The organism is Vibrio sp. 378 (genome assembly GCF_033339435.1).
Genome location: NZ_JAWOUO010000022.1, coordinates 1 through 19545, shown reverse-complemented (window position 1 = coordinate 19545; position 19545 = coordinate 1). Strand labels below are relative to the sequence as shown.

General features: G+C 46.7%; 16 protein-coding genes. 9 read left to right on the top strand and 7 right to left on the bottom strand.

The window, feature by feature from the left end:
• Positions 1 to 786: 786 nt before the first annotated feature.
• The 4 genes from ggt to rarD all read right to left on the bottom strand — a co-directional run bounded on the left by ggt (position 787) and on the right by rarD (position 5203).
• The gene (gene ggt, locus R7Q48_RS22440) at positions 787 to 2553 is read right to left on the bottom strand and encodes a gamma-glutamyltransferase (RefSeq protein WP_318132444.1); all 1767 of its coding nucleotides are present in this window, start codon (positions 2551 to 2553) and stop codon (positions 787 to 789) included.
• 111 nt (positions 2554 to 2664) lie between these two features.
• The gene (locus R7Q48_RS22435; protein WP_256903392.1) at positions 2665 to 3324 is read right to left on the bottom strand and encodes a LysE family translocator; all 660 of its coding nucleotides are present in this window, start codon (positions 3322 to 3324) and stop codon (positions 2665 to 2667) included.
• 91 nt (positions 3325 to 3415) lie between these two features.
• Positions 3416 to 4213, bottom strand: coding sequence for an AraC family transcriptional regulator (locus R7Q48_RS22430; protein WP_017633800.1), 798 nt, complete (start codon positions 4211 to 4213; stop codon positions 3416 to 3418).
• Positions 4214 to 4285: 72 nt separating this feature from the next.
• The gene (gene rarD / locus R7Q48_RS22425; protein ID WP_256903391.1) at positions 4286 to 5203 is read right to left on the bottom strand and encodes an EamA family transporter RarD; all 918 of its coding nucleotides are present in this window, start codon (positions 5201 to 5203) and stop codon (positions 4286 to 4288) included.
• Positions 5204 to 5381: 178 nt separating this feature from the next.
• On the opposite strand from rarD, the gene recQ reads away from it, so the two are divergent.
• The 3 genes from recQ (at position 5382) to R7Q48_RS22410 (ending at position 8440) form a co-directional block, all read left to right on the top strand.
• Positions 5382 to 7217 carry an ATP-dependent DNA helicase RecQ gene (gene recQ / locus R7Q48_RS22420; protein WP_256903390.1) on the top strand — a complete coding sequence of 612 codons (1836 nt, stop codon included), beginning with the start codon at positions 5382 to 5384 and terminating at the stop codon, positions 7215 to 7217.
• Positions 7218 to 7226: 9 nt separating this feature from the next.
• Positions 7227 to 7532: a DUF3630 family protein gene (locus tag R7Q48_RS22415; RefSeq protein ID WP_005378772.1), complete on the top strand. Its 306-nt coding sequence runs from the start codon at positions 7227 to 7229 to the stop codon at positions 7530 to 7532.
• 233 nt (positions 7533 to 7765) lie between these two features.
• The gene (locus R7Q48_RS22410; RefSeq protein ID WP_005378770.1) at positions 7766 to 8440 is read left to right on the top strand and encodes a 7-cyano-7-deazaguanine/7-aminomethyl-7-deazaguanine transporter; all 675 of its coding nucleotides are present in this window, start codon (positions 7766 to 7768) and stop codon (positions 8438 to 8440) included.
• A 222-nt stretch (positions 8441 to 8662) separates the two neighbouring features.
• Here the strand turns inward: R7Q48_RS22410 and R7Q48_RS22405 are convergent, their stop codons facing one another.
• From R7Q48_RS22405 to rhlB, 3 genes are all read right to left on the bottom strand, one after another.
• Positions 8663 to 10306, bottom strand: a complete 1644-nt coding sequence (locus R7Q48_RS22405; RefSeq protein ID WP_318132443.1) for a sugar nucleotide-binding protein — start codon at positions 10304 to 10306, stop codon at positions 8663 to 8665.
• A 171-nt stretch (positions 10307 to 10477) separates the two neighbouring features.
• Positions 10478 to 11971, bottom strand: a complete 1494-nt coding sequence (gene gppA, locus R7Q48_RS22400; protein WP_053350783.1) for a guanosine-5'-triphosphate,3'-diphosphate diphosphatase — start codon at positions 11969 to 11971, stop codon at positions 10478 to 10480.
• Positions 11972 to 11991: 20 nt separating this feature from the next.
• On the bottom strand, positions 11992 to 13311 hold the full coding sequence (rhlB, locus tag R7Q48_RS22395; protein WP_005378764.1) for an ATP-dependent RNA helicase RhlB: 1320 nt from the start codon (positions 13309 to 13311) through the stop codon (positions 11992 to 11994).
• Positions 13312 to 13422: 111 nt separating this feature from the next.
• On the opposite strand from rhlB, the gene trxA reads away from it, so the two are divergent.
• The 6 genes from trxA (at position 13423) to fre (ending at position 19232) form a co-directional block, all read left to right on the top strand.
• Entirely contained in the window at positions 13423 to 13749 is a 327-nt protein-coding gene (gene trxA, locus R7Q48_RS22390; protein ID WP_004745500.1) for a thioredoxin TrxA, read from the top strand.
• 196 nt (positions 13750 to 13945) lie between these two features.
• On the top strand, positions 13946 to 15205 hold the full coding sequence (rho, locus tag R7Q48_RS22385; RefSeq protein ID WP_005378757.1) for a transcription termination factor Rho: 1260 nt from the start codon (positions 13946 to 13948) through the stop codon (positions 15203 to 15205).
• Between the two features lie 95 nt (positions 15206 to 15300).
• On the top strand, positions 15301 to 16293 hold the full coding sequence (locus R7Q48_RS22380) for a hypothetical protein (RefSeq protein WP_005378756.1): 993 nt from the start codon (positions 15301 to 15303) through the stop codon (positions 16291 to 16293).
• 91 nt (positions 16294 to 16384) lie between these two features.
• Positions 16385 to 18238, top strand: a complete 1854-nt coding sequence (gene ubiD / locus R7Q48_RS22375; RefSeq protein WP_203346178.1) for a 4-hydroxy-3-polyprenylbenzoate decarboxylase — start codon at positions 16385 to 16387, stop codon at positions 18236 to 18238.
• Complete coding sequence (locus tag R7Q48_RS22370; protein ID WP_206954917.1) at positions 18235 to 18504, top strand: 2Fe-2S iron-sulfur cluster-binding protein; 270 nt, start codon at positions 18235 to 18237, stop codon at positions 18502 to 18504. Before ubiD ends, R7Q48_RS22370 begins: the two co-directional genes overlap by 4 nt.
• 14 nt (positions 18505 to 18518) lie before the next feature.
• The gene (fre, locus tag R7Q48_RS22365; protein ID WP_005382872.1) at positions 18519 to 19232 is read left to right on the top strand and encodes an NAD(P)H-flavin reductase; all 714 of its coding nucleotides are present in this window, start codon (positions 18519 to 18521) and stop codon (positions 19230 to 19232) included.
• Positions 19233 to 19545 lie beyond the last annotated feature (313 nt).

Here is a 19545-nt window from a genome sequence, read left to right as displayed (position 1 = left end):
TTCGGCGGCTCTTTTTGTTTGTGCAGTTTTGGTGTCGCTAACGCAGTAAAAAATGGAATGATAAATGGAGTACAAAAGCGCGACTTAACGATGCCGTTTGAAGTGAAAGGTGGGCGTTGTGGGTGAATGCCTGTTTTCAGCAGATCTACTGAGAAAAACTTTAGGCAAAGAAAAACCCCGAGGGCTTGCGCCCATCGGGGTTATAGTCTTACTCGCAGCAATCCAGCTACTAAGAGTGCTCCATGCATCTAATCCATGATAGTGTGCTGAATCCGTCAGCTTAATCCTTACGTCGCCTTCCTAGCGGTGTCCTTAGTGACCTTATCCTGGTCTGCTAACTATCCTCGTTAGCTCTCATCACTTGTTCCCTGAGCGGTGTCCCTGACATCATCCTGATGTTCAAATCCTTGCCTCGTCCAGAGGTGTCCATTTCCCGTCCTTAGTAGCAACCATCCTAGTCACTATTGATTCCGTTCAATGTCCAATTTTGCAATCCATGCCCGACTATTCATCCTGAATAACCGTTTCTTCTTCCTGAAGTTCACCAAGTCCGTGGTGTTTCCTGTTCCGTGTCAGCATCCTTCCGACAGGTTTAATATTACGTGTTTAACGATTTCCAACAACGGGCTAATCTCACATTTTTTAACTCTCTTAGCGTTCAAAAAAGATACATGAGTATTAAATTCAATGGCTTATGCTCTTTTCTGTACGGTTTTACCATTAAAAAAGAGAGGTTTGCTCAACCCTTTGTGAGAGATCTCGCACAAGGGGTCGAGCGAAAGACTCTTACTGCCCGATAGCGGCACCTTCACGTCTTGGATCCGCAGCGCCTTCAAGACCGTCTTTTGTTATTCGTATCGCATGCAGACCAGAGTTCAAATCCCGAACATCGGTTTTAAAGCCCATCTTCTCCAGAGCAGGCTGTAAGCCCTCTGCGGCGGTACCTTGCTCAATATCTAAGGTGCCAAAACGGTTCAGCAATCGTGGCTGATTAATCGCGCTTTGGATGTCCATATCCCATTGCGTGTGGGCGATAATGGCTTGTGCGACGTAACCAATAATGCGGCTACCACCCGGTGAGCCAATTGCCATGTAAGGTTTGTCATCCTTCATCAAAATGGTCGGTGCCATGGAGGAGCGTGGGCGTTTTCCCGGTTCTAAGCGGTTCGCGATTGGCACACCATCTTGATGCGTGCGGAAAGAGAAATCGGTCAGTTCGTTGTTGAGCAAGAAGCCCCGCACCATCAAGCGTGAGCCAAAGGCGTTCTCGATGGTTGTTGTCATTGAAACCACATTGCCTTGCTTATCGACGATATTGAAATGGCTGGTGGAAGGCAACTCGATCGATTGGTCCATGCTTAAGTCCATGGCGTGCGACCACGGTGGATTGCCGGCTTCAACCTTACTCAAGGCTTTACCGACTTGAATGAGCTCAGCACGTTGTTTGAGATAATCTTTATCAAGCAAGCCTTCGGTTGGCATTGGCACATAATCTTGGTCAGCCATGTACTTACCGCGATCCGCAAACGCAAGGCGAGATGCGTCGGCGATCACTTGCCACGATTTCGCGCTTTCGGCTCCCCAGCCCTTAAGATCGTATTGCTCGGTGATCGCGAGAATCTGTCCAACCGTCAATGCGCCAGAGCTAGGTGGTCCCATGCCGCAGACGTCATAGCTTTGGTAAGCCGCACAAACCGGTTCACGTTGCTTGATTTGGAACGCATCAAAGTCAGGTTGTGCCAATACGCCAGGATTGCCCGGTGCATTCTGTACTGTCTTGATGATGTCTGTGGCGATATCGCCTTGATAGAAAGCTTTTGCCCCTTGCTCTGCAATTGCCGTCAGAGTTTGCGCGTATTCAGGGTTCTTCAACAACGTGCCTTCGGCTTTTGGTGAGCCATCTGGATTGAAGAAGTAAGCCTTAGTCGCAGGGAAGCGAGATAGGCGCTTGGCATCTTTTTCAATCAGACTCGCGAGGCGAGGACTAACTTCGAAACCTTGTTCAGCCAAGGTAATTACGGGTTGGATGATCTTTTTCCATTCCAACTTGCCGTATTTCTGGTGCGTGTCCCACAGCAGTTTCACTGTACCAGGAGTGGCAACGGAGCGCCCGCCGACAACCGCATCGTAAAATTGTAGGGGTTGTCCTTTTTCGTCTAAAAAGAGTTTCGGCGTCGCGGCGAGCGGTGCGGTTTCGCGTCCATCATACGTAGTCAGTTTTTGTTTCTCACTGTCCCAATACACTAAGAAGGCACCGCCACCAATACCTGATGATTGCGGCTCTACCAAGCCCAGCATCAATTGTACGGCAACCATGGCATCAATAGCATTGCCCCCTTGTGCAAGAACATCCGCCCCGGCTTGGGTTGCAAGTGGGTTGGCTGCTGTGACCATATAACCTTTGGCTTTGACCAATTGCTTTTGCTCGAAGCCAGTACTGTGCTCCGGTGCAACCGCATCTGCTGCTTGGTTAGCAAAGGCTGAGGTAGATAAGACGAGTGGGGAAGTAAGAAAAAGACCCGTGGTCACGAGTCGGTTGAACGTCCAATGCATGATGACTCTCCATGTTGCCAGTTTTGTGCTTTGAGCTTGGCAGTTATGGAGAGTCACGTCGAGTCAGCAATCTTAGAAATGTCGATTGTGCTACGCTTTTAAATCAGTACTTTATCCGATAAAAGTATTGATAGTTTGGTATAGAATACTGCCGCCCACTAGAGTAAATACCACGCCGCATAGACCGTCGATGTAGATACCCGCTTGTTGTAATTTACGCTGTAAGCGCTGTGTCGACAGCATCCATGCAAGGCTAGAGAACCAGAATAGCGACAAGCCAAACAGGATGACCAGTGCAATACCTTTGCCAGTAATCGACATACCTGCTGGGACTAAACTCGACATCAAACTGACAAAGAACACCAGGGCTTTTGGGTTAAGAATGTTGGTCGCAAACCCTTTAGCAAACGCTTGACGCTTATTGCTGATCACTAGGTTATTTTGCTTCTTAGGTTGATCCGTCTGTGGGTTTTGGATCGTCGAGATCACGGCACGCAATGCGCCAATTCCTAAGTAGAGCAGGTAACTACCACCGAGCAGTTGTACCACGGAATACAGCACTGGGTGCTGGTGGACGACAAAACTCACACCTGTCAGGCTGAACAAAGAGTGCAGCAAAATACCGACAGACAACCCCAACGCAATGTACAAGCCAGTTTGACGACCATGACGCGTCGCGTTTTGTACGACCAGCGCAAAGTCCGGACCTGGACTCATTAGGGCAATAAAGTGAATGCTGGCGAGTGTCAGCAATATGGTGGATTCATTCATAACACATCTCAAATTTAACCAATGCGGCTATTGTCGTGGTAAGTCACCTGTGGCGCTTGTAAAAAACTGACAGCTTTCTCGGTAAATGAAATTAACGAGCCACTTGAGAAGGGGAAACGCCGTAGGTCTGTTTAAACGCTTTGCTGAAATGCGCTTGATCGTAGAAACCGATTTGATGAGCGACGTCGGTACCACATTGACCAGCTTGCAGTAACTTCATGCCTTGTTCAAGGCGCAGGCGTGCGAACCATGCATAAGGCGTCATGCCAGTTTGCGCTTTAAAGTGGCGCTGGAACTGAGTTGGGCTCAGTTGGCACAGCTCTGAAAGTGAATCCAAACGCACTGCTTGGTCGAGGTTCGCCATTAGATAATCCTTTAACGTTCCAAGTGATTGATTTCCTAACGGCACCACTTTTTGTCGCTCAAGCGATCCGTAGCGATCAAAAAGCTGGTTAAATCCTTCAAAAGGAAGGCAATCTTTGGTGAGTTGGCTTAGGTTTTCACGACGAAGTAGCCCGTGCAAGTTACTAAGTTGTGAAAATATCTGTGGATCCGAGATGATCAGTTCGTTGAAGTGTATTATTTGACCGTTTTTCTTAAGATCGGCTAGATCGCTCAATAGGTGAGGTTCGATCGCAAACACATTCACTTCGTAGCCACTTTCGAGCTTAGATTGCCCGTCGTGCAGCTCATCCGGCGGCATAATCACAATTTGCCCGTGACCAACTTGGTGGCTGTTACCTTGGTATTGGAACTTCTGCGCACCATGCGTGATCAGGCCGAGATGAAAATCCAGATGGTAATGCCTTTGAAAAGCAAATTTCTGGTATTTCGCCTCTATTAGACTCAAGTTGTCATGGTCGGTTGCGTAGTACTGAATATGTTCCATTAAACAAAAAAAGCTTGGTCACATTATGACCAAGCTTATCTGGCAATTTCTAACTTGTCTTGTAAAAAACGATCACTGTGGCTGAACGATTCGGCGTGAGCGACGGTTATTACGTAATCCATCAAAGCTAAACACGACTAGTGCTCCCCAAATAAAGACGAAAGTGATCGCTTTATCCATGGTAAAGGGTTCGCCATACATCAATACTGCAAGTAAAAACATTAAGCTTGGGCCTATATATTGGAAAAAGCCCAAAGTCGATAATTTGAGTCTTGTTGCTGCACCCGTAAAGCACAGCAGTGGCAGGGTTGTTATAACCCCAGCCGCGATCAACAAACTATTTAACGTAAGTGGATTCGTAAGCATATTTGAGGTTGGTGTATCGGCAATAAAAAGCAAATAAACAGCGGCCACTGGCAGTAGAAGTAATGTCTCGATAAACAAGCCAGTTTTTGCATCGACACTGACTTTCTTTCTTAATAAGCCATAAAAGCCGAAGCTCATTGCTAACGCCATCGCAACAACAGGTACGGAGCCAAATACAATCAGTTGAACGAGTACGCCACAACCTGCCAATACAACCGCGAACCACTGTAATTTACGCAGTCTCTCTCCCAAAAATACCATCCCGAGTAAGACGTTGATCAGTGGGTTAATGTAATAACCTAAGCTGGCGTCGAGCATATGATTCGAGTTTACCGCCCAAATGAAAATCAACCAATTGCCGCCAATTAGCATGGAACTTGCGATCAGGTAAGCGATTTTCGTTTTGTCTTTCGCGATGTGGTAAGCCGAGCGCCAGTGACGGCCAAAATGGAGGAGTGCAGCAAGCAAAAAGAAAGACCATATCACTCGGTGGCTTAGAATTTCCAAAGGAGATACTTGTGCGATGGACTTAAAGTACATCGGCGCAATGCCCCACATGGTATACGCACCAATCGCTAGCAAGACGCCTTGCCGTGAGCGTTGTTGTTCGTCTTCTGGTGTCATGAAGTGTCACCTAATTGTGTGTTTTATAGAGCAGAAAATCAGTATACGAGTCGTGATGCGAAACACCTAACAATTTGCGGTTTTATTCACCATGAAACCCCATTACAATGTGCCCTCACTTTGTGTGCCAGTGGTATGCATAAGCACCTCTTTTTTAAGACCCAATCTGAGACTTTTCATGACCTCGACCTTGTTAGCCGAACAATCTGATTCGCCTGTAACGCCTCAACGTGTGTTGGAGGATGTGTTTGGTTACCAAGAGTTCCGTGATGGTCAGCAGTTGGTGATTGATGCTGCGGTAGAAGGTCGCGACAGCTTAGTTATCCTGCCTACTGGTGGCGGTAAGTCGCTGTGTTATCAAATCCCTGCTTTGGTTCGCTCTGGTATTACTTTGGTGATTTCTCCGCTTATCTCGCTGATGAAAGACCAAGTGGACCAGCTTAAAGCCAACGGTGTAGCGGCTGAATGCATTAACTCGACCATGCCTCGTGAAGAACTGCTCAGCGTATATAACCGCATGCACACTGGTCATCTTAAGTTGGTGTACGTCTCACCAGAACGCGTATTGATGCGTGATTTCATTGAGCGCTTGGAAAACTTGCCGCTATCGATGATTGCCGTCGATGAAGCGCATTGTATTTCCCAGTGGGGACACGATTTCCGTCCAGAATACGCCGCGCTTGGTCAACTTAAGCAGCAGTTTTCCCATGTGCCATTTATGGCGCTGACGGCGACGGCGGATGATGCAACGCGCCGAGATATTCTTGAGCGTCTGCAACTGAATAATCCAGAGGTTTATCTAGGCAGCTTCGACCGTCCTAACATTCGCTACAACTTAGTTGAGAAGCACAAGCCGGTTTCGCAAATCGTTCGTTATCTTGAAACCCAAAAGGGTAACTGCGGCATCATCTATTGTGGTAGCCGTAAGAAAGTTGAGATGGTGACCGAGAAGCTGTGCAACAACCACATTCGTGCTGCTGGTTATCACGCAGGTATGGACGCTGATGAGCGCGCTTACGTTCAAGAAGCTTTCCAACGTGATGACATCCAAATTGTAGTGGCGACCGTGGCATTCGGTATGGGCATCAACAAACCAAACGTGCGTTTTGTGGTTCACTTTGATATCCCGCGCAACATCGAGTCTTACTATCAGGAAACGGGTCGTGCAGGGCGTGATGGTTTACCTGCAGAAGCGATGATGTTGTATGACCCAGCGGACATCAGTTGGCTGCGCCGTATGTTGGATGAGAAAGACGATGGTCCACAGAAGCAGGTGGAAACCCACAAACTGAATGCGATGAGTGCCTTTGCTGAGGCGCAGACTTGTCGTCGTCAGGTGCTATTGAATTACTTTGGTGAGTATCGTGAGAAGCCATGTGGCAACTGCGATATTTGCTTAGATCCACCGAAGCACTTTGATGCAACAGAAGAAGCACGTAAGGCGTTGTCTTGTGTGTACCGTGTTAATCAGAGCTTTGGTATGGGCTACGTGGTAGAAGTGTTACGTGGCATGCAAAACATTCGTGTACGTGAAAACGGGCACGATAAGATTTCTACCTACGCGATAGGGCGCGACCACAGCCACGATTACTGGGTGAGTATCTTCCGTCAGTTAATCCACAAAGGGCTGTTGTTTCAAAACATCACGCGTAACTCAACGCTGCAATTAACCGAAGAGGCACGTCCGCTTTTGCGTGGCGATGTGACCCTAGAGTTAGCGGTTCCACGTTTAGACACCGCAGCACGTGCGGCGAAGTCAGATAAATTGACCAGCAAGAACTACGATAAGAAGCTGTTTGCTAAGTTACGTAAGTTGCGTAAGTCGATTGCTGATGAAGATGGTTTGCCACCATACGTGGTCTTCAGTGACGCGACTTTGATTGATATGGCGGAAATTCTGCCAACGTCTTACGGCGAAATGCTGGCAGTCAGCGGTGTTGGTCAACGCAAACTGGAGAAGTACGCCGACCCATTCCTTGATTTGATTCAAGGACACATTACTCACCACGGATAAGGAACCAAGATGCAAAAGGAATTTGGCTTAGCGGACTACATGGCACAAGAAGGGCGCTTAATCATTACCGCGCCGAGCTTTGACCTTGATAGCTTTCCTGCTTTAGGTGAGCGTTTAGTCGGCTTGCTTTCTGCTACTGTGGTTGAAAAACAATGGGATGCGGATATTCACTCTTGGCTGATCGACTTTGAAGGTTGCCGACTGTTTATGAAAGCAGAGCATTACAGCGAAGCGATTTGGTTTGAAGCGTTAGCGATTGAAGAGAGCAGGGAAGAGTTGGATTATCTTGCAGGATTGTTCCAGCGCGGCTTCTAAAAATAGAATTTTTCTTGAAAGGGTGTTTCACATGAAACCCCCTTTTTATGCTTAAACGTTTGCGTCAAACAGACGACTTGCGGCGAAAAGTGGTTAATGTATAATCGCCCACCGCTTCGCTCAGAATGAGCCAAGCCAGTTTATTTTTCATTTTACATTGTTGGTAAGAGCCACTTTATTCAGTGACTCGATTTGGGTTCCCTCACCCCCAAACCAAACTAAAAAGGTATCGCATGAGTAACTTTACCCCTGCGCAGCAGCGCAACGCCCTTATCTATCTGGTTCTATTCCACCTAGTCATTATTGCATCTAGCAATTACCTAGTTCAGCTACCGTTTACTATTTTCGGTTTCCATACCACTTGGGGCGCATTCACTTTCCCATTTATATTCCTAGCGACTGACTTAACTGTGCGTATTTTCGGTGCTCAGTTGGCGCGTAAGATCATCTTCTTAGTGATGTTGCCTGCTTTGGCAGTGTCTTACTTCTTATCGGTGGTGTTCTTCGAAGGTCAATTCCAAGGTTTTGGTCACCTAGGGGAATTTAACTTATTCGTTGCTCGTATCGCGATTGCTAGCTTCATGGCGTACCTACTTGGTCAGATCATGGATGTGCACGTGTTCAACCGCCTACGTCAAATGAAGCAATGGTGGGTGGCACCAACGTGTTCAACGCTTTTCGGTAATGCACTTGATACCATCGCTTTCTTCGCCATTGCGTTCTATCAAAGCCCAGATCCATTTATGGCAGAGCATTGGACGGAAATCGCGCTGGTGGATTACGGCTTCAAACTGATTATCAGTCTTGGTTTGTTCGTTCCGATGTACGGCGTATTACTGAATTACCTAATTAAGAAGCTGACTGCGGTGAACCCTGACTTTAAGGTGACGACAAGCGTTCAGTCTTAATATCAGTGGGAACCCCGAAAGCCGCTTGCTTAAATCAAGCGGCTTTTTTGTACCTGCTTACTGGGATTTAGAGGGTTTTGTACAGCGTGGGGAGTAATTAGATCATGGGTGTCCAAAAGCTCCCTGAGCTGTACGAAGGTAAAAATGAGCAGTAAAAAAGGTCCCGAGTGAGACCTTTTAATCGAAGGTACGGCACGTAGAGGAAGCTCGCTGGTGAAATGGCTAACAGAGCATCCTCTCAACCAAAATGGCTTTTTGCGCATCGAAGGCGCCAAGTCGCAGGCCTTTCTCCCAATTGATGCTTTGATTGAACATCGCCAACATCAAACCGATACTGCGTTGATTGGCGTCCTGCCAGCAATCAGACTCGCTATACTCTCCATCATTTATCGCGTTGCCATTAACGAGAATGGGCTCGAAACGCCATTTTTCTCCGACACGGTAGTAGCCTTTGCTGGTTAAGGTCTGGTTGGATTGAATCGTTAGATTGTGCTCGATGCCCGGTTCACCTGTTAGTTCAAATACAAACCTTAGCTGGTGGTCGTCACATTGCAGCTCAACGATCAGTTGGCCGTTTTCCTCAACCAGTGTTGATTGAGAGTAGTCTCCGAAGCAGTGCAGCAACCAAGAAATAGGGTGACTGGCTGTTTCAAGAAGCCACTCTTTGAGTGTGAAGGTGCCCGGTAGGTTAACTTGGGTGATTAGATTGACCACACAAGGTTGGGTTTGCGAGGTGAGCCATTTCTCTATCGTCTTGGCGGTCTCTAGCTGAGCAAAGGCGTAATTAACCAATAGGTTGGAGTTCGGTTGCTGCCAGTGAGTGATGTCGGAATTCAATCCCACCAATGGCTTTTCACAAATCAGCTTGGTTGAACCTAACGTCTTTATGATCTCTGCATGAGTATGCGCAGGTGTCGCGATGGTCACGACATCGAGTTGTTTGAGTGCGCTGATGTTCGTTTCTGCCTTTAGGATTGCTTCCTCACTGCACGCTTGCTGAAGCGGTTCTATTTGGTTGGCGCATAACGTTGTGACCGATACACCATTGTTTCGATAGTGGGGAATGTGCGTGCGTCCCCAGTTGATTCCTATGATGCCAGCTTGTTTGATTTGCTCTGGCTTGTTGAAACGTTCACTCAATGGCGGCAAGGCAATTCGTTCATCTGTTAGACGTTGGTCATGGTGATAATCATTGCTTGGCAGCACTTGCCATGGCTTGTTGTAATGCTGCTTGAGTGCACAAACGAGTTCGTAGAAATTCCACTTATCCTTTAAGTTGCTATCAAGGTGGTATAAACCGGCTTCGTTCCGCTCAATAAGCTGCAAAAAGGCGAGTGCAGTATCGTCCATATGAGAAGTCGCGGGATACCAAGCTGTGCTAGCGGTAATAACGCCGTACTCTTCATATTGGCGGTCGAGATGCGCCAACATGTTATTGCCTTCTGCTTGGTGATGGAGCTGCCAACCAATTCGAGAAACCATCGCATCTGGATTTGCTTGCCAGATTGCATCTTCACAACGAACTTTGTATTTGCCGTAATCATCTTGGGTGTTTCTTTCTTCAAAGATGCCATAAGGCCCGTTTTTTGTGGCATCAAATACCATTGCTGTGCTGACAAAGAGGTAAGGAATATTATGGCGTTTGCATTGCTCACCAAGCCACGCTGCCCACTCTTCACTTCCCATCGCCATATGGCACACCGCATTGATGTGGTGTTGCTGCCAAAATTGTTCACTTTGCTGTAGATCATCCGGCGGGATTTGGTGGTGATTCCACTCCAATATGTTCCAGCCGCGTAGGTGAAACTGATGAGCAACTTTTGGGGCGAGGGTGCCAGTTAAGCCAGTCATTAAAACGGTTTTCATGATGGTGCATCTTGGTTGGCTAAATTGTGTTTATCAATAAAGCATGGCTGTTTTTCGATGTAGAGCGGAGAAGCTGAGATTTTTGCTGGGCAGCACGTTTTGTAGGGGAAGTAGATGCAAAAAAGCCCAAGCGAACGCCTGGGCTTAATACGTTATGACAGAAGTGGTCGATTATATTGCTACGACGCTTAACGGCCAGCCGATGTCTGTCTGACGGTTGGATTCAATTTCCAACTCAGCCGCAGTCAGTGGGTTTTTCTCTAGCCATTGCGCATCAATGTGTAACGTTAGATTGTCGCCTTCAACTGTTAGAGTCACATTTGGCTCTAGATCAGGATTGCGACGATGGCTGAGCAGAACCGCAAGACGCAACAGTCTCAATACTCGTTTGGCACTTGAGCCTGATAATGCATGCTGCTCAGGTAAAGAAGTGAGCTGTTCGCGATAGCGACGAGCCACTTCACCAATAAAGAACTTCTGTGCGCGCGTGTAACCAGGCAGATCCAAATTCTGTAGCAAGTAAGCACTATGCTCTCCGCCTTTTTTGAAATCGATAGTTAAGCCAATTTCATGCAGTTTTGCGGCGGTCTCGAGTAATATCTTGCCCTGAGGCTCTGTAATCCACTCATCGCCCCCAGCTTGCTGTAAAAGCGTGTGTGCCAGAGTAGCGACTTGTTCGCCGTATTGGTGATCGAGCTGATAACGATTTTGTACGCTAGCGATAGTGCGGGCACGAATGTCTTCTTGACGAAGCTCTTCAACCATCTCATACACTAAGCCTTCGCGTAGTGCGCCGCCAGCCAGTGTCATAGCATCGATTTCAAGCAATTCAAAAACGGCAATCAAAATAGAGAGGCCACTAGGGAACACTAATGCACGCTCAAGTGTTAAGCCTTCAATATCGAGCTCTTCCAAGTGATCAGCAAGCATTGCCTGCTTTTGCAAACGCTTAAGTTTGGAGTGAGTGATTACTTCGTCCATGCCTTGCGCCAGCATTATCTCTTGCAATGCCTGAACAGTGCCTGATGCACCAACACACACATCCCAACCAATTTCTGTATAACGTTCTAAAATCGGCTGGATGGTCTGTTTCGCCCCTTCAATTGCCGCGTCAAAGTTACGAGCATTCAATTGACGATCTTTAAAGAAGTTTTCAAGCCAAGTCACGCAGCCCATTTTTAAGCTGGTCAGTGCTTTGGCTTCGAAACCTTCACCGATAATCAGTTCGGTACTTGCTCCACCGATATCGACTACAAGGCGACGACCACTACCGCCAGAGGTGTGAGCGACACCTTTATAGATAGTGGCTGCTTCTTCTTCACCAGTAATCACTTCGATAGGCTGGCCTAGAATTTGGTTAGCCTTTTCTAAAAACACATCTACATTGGTCGCGGTACGTAATGTTGCAGTACCGACGATGCGAATGTTTTGTTTAGGAATGTCCTGCAAGCGTTCCGCAAATAGACTTAAGCAGTCCCATCCTCGCTGCATAGCTTCCATACTAAGAGAATTATGTTCATCTAAGCCCGCTGCTAGACGAACTTTGCGCTTAATTTTAGCCATTGTTTGAACGCTGCCATCGATGTGACGCACAACGAGCATGTGAAAACTGTTCGACCCGAGGTCGATGGCGGCATATAGCGGTGATGATCCTGCTTGACTCATAAAACGAACTCAGTTTCCTATTACGATTGTTTTGGTGCCGATTGACGCGGTTGGCGTGGACGACGTCCCTGCGGCTTACGGTTACCAGAACCAGAGCGGGTACCGCCAGTATTCGTGCGGCGCTGTTGGTTGCGTGGTGCACGCATACGAATCGGAGCCGGTAGATCTTGAATCAGTGCCGACGAATCGTACTCTGAAACTGGGATTGTATGCTCAATGTATTCTTCGATTGCTGGTAGGTTAACCGCGTACTCTTCACAAGCAAAACTGATCGAATGACCGCTCGCACCAGCGCGACCAGTACGGCCAATACGGTGAACATAATCTTCACAGTCGTCAGGAAGGTCGTAGTTGAAAACGTGCGTTACCTGAGGAATATGCAAACCACGCGCTGCAACGTCAGTTGCAACTAAGATGTCGACATCACCTTTGGTGAATTGCTCAAGAATCTTCTCACGCTTCTTCTGCGGTACATCGCCAGTAAGAAGGCCTACACGGTGTCCATCGGCAGCCAAATGACCCCAAACCGATTCACACTTATGCTTGGTATTGGCAAAAATGATAGCGCGATCTGGCCACTCTTCTTCAATTAGTGTTTGAAGCAGCGCCATTTTGTCTTCATTCGAAGGATAGAAAAGCTCTTCCTGGATACGGTGGCCAGTTTTTTGTTCTGGTTCGACAACGACATGCTCAGGAGTATTCATGTGTTCGAATGCCAGTTCTTGAACGCGGTAAGACAGCGTTGCTGAGAACAGCATGTTCAAACGCTCTTTTGGCTCAGGCATACGACGGAACAAGAAGCGAATGTCTTTAATAAAGCCAAGATCGAACATGCGGTCGGCTTCGTCCAGAACAACAGCTTGAATGTTGTTGAGGTTAAATACGCGCTGTTTGTAGAAATCGATGATACGGCCTGTTGTTCCGATCAGAATATCTACGCCGTCTTGCAGTTTCGCAAGTTGCTTGTCGTAGCTTTCACCACCGTAAGCTAGAGCGGTTTTTAGACCTGTGCTTTCAGTTAATGATTCTGCATCATTGTAAATCTGAATAGCGAGCTCACGTGTAGGCGCCATAATAATTGCGCGTGGCTGTGTAGGCTTACGACCTTCATGTTCCGGAGTCGTCAGAAGGTGGTTGAACGTAGCAGTAAGAAACGCGAGCGTTTTACCAGTACCCGTTTGGGCCTGGCCTGCGATGTCTTGGCCGGTGAGCAGGACCGGCAACGCCAAGGCTTGGATAGGGGTACAAAATTCGAACCCTTTTTTGTCCAATCCTTCAATAACTTGGGGCTTTAAGCCCAAATCGGCGAACTTTTGCTCTGTGATATGCGTCTTTTTCATGGCTATAGAATATCAGCTAAAGCTTGCAATACGAAAGTAAATACATTCCAATAGGGCATCTAATTACTGGTTATCATCCAACCAGTTTCGAAAAACACATTGGAGTGGAAGATGAGTGATAAGATTTTGCAGCTAACTGATGACGGTTTTGAAAACGATGTAATCAACGCTGCAGGCCCGGTTCTAGTGGATTTTTGGGCAGAATGGTGTGGTCCTTGTAAAATGATCGCTCCTATTTTGGACGAAATCGCAGACGAGTACGAAGGCAAACTCACTATCGGTAAACTAAACATCGACCATAACGCAGGTACACCACCTAAGTTTGGTATTCGCGGCATTCCAACGCTATTACTATTTAAAGATGGTAACGTAGCGGCAACGAAAGTAGGTGCTCTGTCTAAAACTCAACTAAAAGAGTTCCTAGACGCAAACTTATAATCACCAAGTGATTACAGATAAAACCGTGCAAAGTTACAATGCACGGTTTTGTTTTTCTAACTCTGGACTAGAATACTAATTAGTGCTAACTTATCGCGCGTTAATTGAACAAATTTCTCTTCTTGGTCGATCCTGAGACCAAATCCATCTTAACTAGAAAACAGATCTTATTTTGACTAAACAAGAATCCACCACCATGAACCTTACCGAACTGAAGAACAGACCTGTGTCTGACCTTGTAAAACTGGGCGAAAGCTTAGGATTAGAGAACCTAGCTCGCTTAAGAAAACAAGACATCATCTTCGCGATTTTAAAAGCGCACGCGAAAGGCGGCGAAGACATCTTTGGCGATGGGGTTCTGGAAATTCTGCAAGACGGCTTTGGTTTCCTACGCAGTGCAGATAGTTCATACCTTGCGGGTCCGGACGATATCTACGTATCACCAAGTCAGATTCGTCGCTTTAACCTACGTACTGGTGACTCTATCGCTGGTAAAATTCGTCCACCAAAAGACGGTGAACGTTACTTTGCCCTTCTAAAAGTCAATACCGTTAACGACGATAAACCAGACAACGCCCGTAACAAGATCCTATTTGAAAACCTTACCCCTCTACATGCGAATGAGCGCATGGTGATGGAGCGTGGTAACGGTTCAACAGAAGACATTACAGCACGTGTTTTAGACTTGGCATCGCCAATCGGTAAAGGTCAACGTGGTCTGATTGTTGCTCCGCCTAAAGCGGGTAAAACAATGCTTCTGCAAAACATCGCGCAAAGCATCGCGTACAACCACCCAGAGTGTGAGTTGATGGTTCTTCTTATCGACGAACGTCCAGAAGAAGTAACTGAGATGCAGCGCCTAGTTAAAGGTGAAGTGGTTGCGTCGACTTTCGATGAGCCAGCATCTCGTCACGTACAAGTAGCGGAAATGGTGATCGAGAAAGCAAAACGTCTTGTTGAACATAAGAAAGACGTGGTTATCTTGCTTGACTCTATCACTCGTCTAGCTCGTGCTTACAACACCGTAGTGCCTTCATCAGGTAAAGTACTAACAGGTGGTGTGGATGCAAACGCATTACATCGTCCTAAGCGTTTCTTCGGTGCTGCACGTAACGTAGAAGAAGGCGGCAGCCTAACTATCATCGCAACGGCACTAGTAGATACTGGTTCTAAAATGGATGAAGTTATCTACGAAGAGTTCAAGGGTACAGGTAACATGGAACTGCACTTGAACCGTAAGATTGCTGAGAAGCGTGTATTCCCTGCGATTGACTTCAACCGCTCAGGTACACGTCGAGAAGAGCTACTGACGAAGACTGACGAATTACAGAAGATGTGGATTCTGCGTAAGATCGTTCACCCAATGGGCGAAATCGACGCAATGGAATTCCTAATCGACAAGCTAGCGATGACGAAGACCAACGATGAGTTCTTCGATGCGATGCGTCGTCAATAGTCATTCTGCGAAAAGCCACCGTATATCGGTGGCTTTTTTATTGCTTTCTCCCGATAGAAGTATCAGAATGAAGGAAATGTTATCGGGAGGTTAACATGCAACAAGGAATGTTGTCGTCATTACTCCTGAGCTTGTCACTTATCACTCTACCTGCGACATTATCTGCCAAGGAAATGCATGAGTCTGTAGTAGAGCAGTGGCTTCAGGATACTCAAATACAGACTAAAGTCTCTGAACTGCTTGATTACGCTGTCAGAGATGAAGTCGACTCGCTTAAATTCGCCCTTGATAGACTTGCTTTGCCTCAACAAGAGGTGGTGCGCTTTCAATTATTGGAAAAGCTTGAAAAGCAAGATGTGATTCTCACGCCTCGAATGGCTCTGTTTGTTGAGTCCCAGATCCGTATGACCCCGACTTATCAAGTGTTAGAGCGAGGTGATGGGTATGAATTTAGTGTACCCGCTTTTAACTTTCCCGTTATTGCGAGTCGCTTGATTAAGCGTTGGAAACAAGACCAAAGTACCTTGGACTTTGTCTTACAAGCTGAACGAAGAGAGCTTAACTTAAAGCAATGGCTTACAGGGCCATCTCAACAAGCTCAAGCACGTGAAGCGCTTTTGATTCGAGAGTTAGACAGCTTATCACCCAATGCGCTTGCTGCATTAACGGCCCAGTTAACCAAAGCAAATGTGACCAGTTGGTTACCATCGACGGCCGTGATAGTCAGGTTGGCACAAGTTAGTCAGGATGAGGAAGTGTACAACTTACTCTGGCGGATGAAAGCTGATTACAACAGCCAGTCCGAACTTGAGCGTTTAGCTGCGGTTGGAGACGTTTTTTCCATTCAGCAATTGATGAATGCCACAGTTAACCCATCACTCAAGCCAGAAGCTATTAGTCTACTTACAAAATCTAACCCTCTATCTCCGCAAGTAAAGCAGTTTCTAGTTAGAAAAATGGCGTTATCAGAAGAAGCAACCATGGTTGCTCGAGAGCTTGCTCAACAAGGGCATCAAACCTGGTTGGAAGAGTTAGTATCTTCGAACCATCAGATAAAGACTCGGCAGATTGAACAAGTATTAAAGTAATCTGGCTCACATACCCACACAAAATAGGAGGATCTTAGCGTCCTCCTATTTGTTATACTGCGGACAGTTTAATCAGCCAGCATGAAGGCCTATGAGTTTTAAGGATTTACGCGAATTTATCGACCACCTAGAACAGAAAGGTCGACTTAAACGCATCACTCACCCTGTCGATCCCGCTTATGAAATGACAGAAATCAGCGACCGCACCTTGCGTGCTGGTGGACCTGCGCTGTTGTTTGAGAACCCAATCGGCTACGACGTACCTGTTTTGACTAACCTGTTTGGTACACCAGAGCGTGTCGCAATCGGTATGGGACGTGAAGATGTTAAAGAATTAAGAGAAGTCGGTAAGCTGCTGGCTTATTTAAAAGAACCTGAGCCACCAAAAGGCTTCAAAGACGCTTTAGAAAAACTGCCTGTGTTCAAACAAGTATTGAACATGCCGGCTAAGCGTTTACGTAAAGCACCATGCCAAGACATTGTTTGGCAAGGTGATGAAGTCGACTTGGATAAAATTCCGGTAATGAGCTGCTGGGCAGAAGATGTAGCGCCGCTGCTTACTTGGGGCTTAACCGTAACCAAAGGTCCAAATAAGAAACGTCAGAACCTAGGCATTTACCGTCAGCAGAAAATTGCCAAGAACAAAATCATCATGCGTTGGTTAGCCCATCGTGGTGGTGCGCTTGATCTGCGCGATTGGATGGAAACCAACCCAGGTAAACCTTTCCCAGTTTCGGTCGCGTTTGGTGCAGACCCAGCAACCATTCTTGGCGCAGTAACACCAGTGCCAGATACGCTATCGGAATACGCATTTGCAGGTTTGCTACGTGGAAGCAAAACGGAAGTCGTGAAGTCAGTCAGCAACGATTTGGAAGTGCCAGCGAGCGCGGAAATCGTGATGGAAGGCTATATCGACCCGAACGAGTTTGCTGATGAAGGTCCTTACGGTGACCACACTGGCTACTATAACGAAAAAGAAAAGCACCACGTATTTACTATTACGCACATTACTATGCGTAAAGACCCTATTTATCACAGCACCTACACAGGTCGTCCGCCAGATGAACCAGCTGTATTGGGTGTGGCATTAAACGAAGTGTTTGTCCCTATTCTGCAAAAGCAATTCCCAGAGATTGAAGACTTCTATCTTCCGCCAGAAGGTTGTTCGTACCGAATGGCCGTCGTCACCATGAAGAAGCAGTACCCAGGACATGCCAAGCGCGTAATGATGGGCGTGTGGTCTTTCTTACGTCAATTCATGTATACCAAGTTTGTTATTGTGTGCGATGAATCGGTAAACGCACGAGATTGGAATGATGTCGTGAAAGCCATGTCAGAGCATATGGCTCCTGTACGTGATACCTTGATGATAGATAACACGCCAATCGACTCGCTCGACTTTGCTTCACCAGTGGTTGGGCTTGGCTCCAAAATGGGCTTGGATGCGACCATTAAATGGGATGCCGAGCTGGCGACGCGAACCGAGGTCACTGAGCGAGACAGCAAAGCGATTACCGAAGCAGAACTAAATGAGTTGAAACAGCAACGCCCTGAGATTGTTGACGTCTATCTTCCAGTTACAGCAAACAACCAATTTGCTGTCGTGACTATGAAGAAAGACCAAGCTGGTCAATCCCAAGAATTGATGGAACATCTATGGGGCTTCTTTGCTCAGTACACGGATAACAAATTCATCATTTTGTGCGACGATGACGTTAATGCACGAGATTGGAATGACATCATTTGGGCGGTGACAACTCGAATGGACCCAGATAGAGACACGATTCAAGTGCTTGGTAAGACTGAGAGTTCATCCAAATTAGGACTGGATGCGACCAACAAGTTCGAATCTGAAGTCACGCGCGAGTGGGGTACGCCTATCAAAAAAGATCCTAAACTTGTGGCTAAAGTCGATGAGATTTGGGACCAGTTAGGTATTCTATGAGTCATCAAGTTCACCTTCTACCAATGGACGTTGCATTCCAAGTAAAAGAAGGGGAGACGGTGTTAGAAGCTGCGCTCAACAACAATATTCGCTTCCCACACCGTTGCCAAGTTGGCGCTTGCGCCATGTGCATGTGTAAAAAGCTAACGGGCGAGGTGAGCTATCACCTCGAACCTATGCTAACCGAAAAAGAGCAACAGCAAGGTTGGATATTCCCTTGCCAAGCCTATACAGAAAGTAATTTAGTGCTTACTTTTGACGAGTAAGCGAGAGGAACACCATGACCATCCAATGTAAAGTAAAGTCTATTCAGCCGTTAGCTTGTAATACTTACCAAATCCTTCTTCATCCAGAATCACCAGTGCCTTTTAAAGCGGGTCAGTACCTAATGGTGGTGATGGGTGAAAAAGACAAACGTCCTTTCTCTATCGCAAGCAGCCCTTGTCGTCATGAAGGTGAACTTGAACTGCACATCGGTGCGGCGGAACACAACGCTTATGCACAAGAAGTTGTCGAAGCAATGCAAGCGGCGCTTGAAACTGATGGTCAGATTGAAATTGATGCGCCACATGGCGATGCTTGGGTTCAAGAAGAAAGCGAACGCCCATTATTATTAATTGCTGGTGGTACAGGCTTCAGTTACGTTCGCTCGATTCTGGATCACTGCGTAGCGCAGAATAAAACCAATCCTATCTATTTATATTGGGGGGCGCGCGATAACTGCCAGCTTTATGCTAAAGACGAACTGGTCGAGATTGCCGACAAGTTTGCCAATGTTCACTTTGTGCCAGTAGTAGAAGAAGCTCCTGCAGACTGGCAAGGTAAAGTTGGTAACGTGCTACAAGCTGTAGCTGAAGATTTCGAAAGCTTAGAAAACTACGATATCTATATTGCAGGTCGTTTTGAAATGGCTGGCGCAGCACGTGAACAGTTCACTCAGAACAAGAAAGCGAAGAGCGAGCGTATGTTCGCAGACGCGTACGCATTCATTTAAATACGGCTTTTGATACAGAAAAAGAGGGTTTTTTACCCTCTTTTGTGCTTTTTTGATGAAATAGTCATCGAACAGTCAGTTTTTTCCATTTTTTTTCAAAAAAGGGTTGCGAACGGATCTGAGTTCCCTATAATGCGCATCCACCGACACGGCAGACGCGATAAGGCTTCAGCAGGGTCGGAGAGGTGAAAGATTCTACGAAAAATAAAATTGAAAAAGTGTTTGACACTGTCAATTAAATCGCTAGAATGCACCTCCGCTTTGAGAGAAAAACTTCTCGCAAAGCAAGCTCTTTAACAATATAGACCTATCA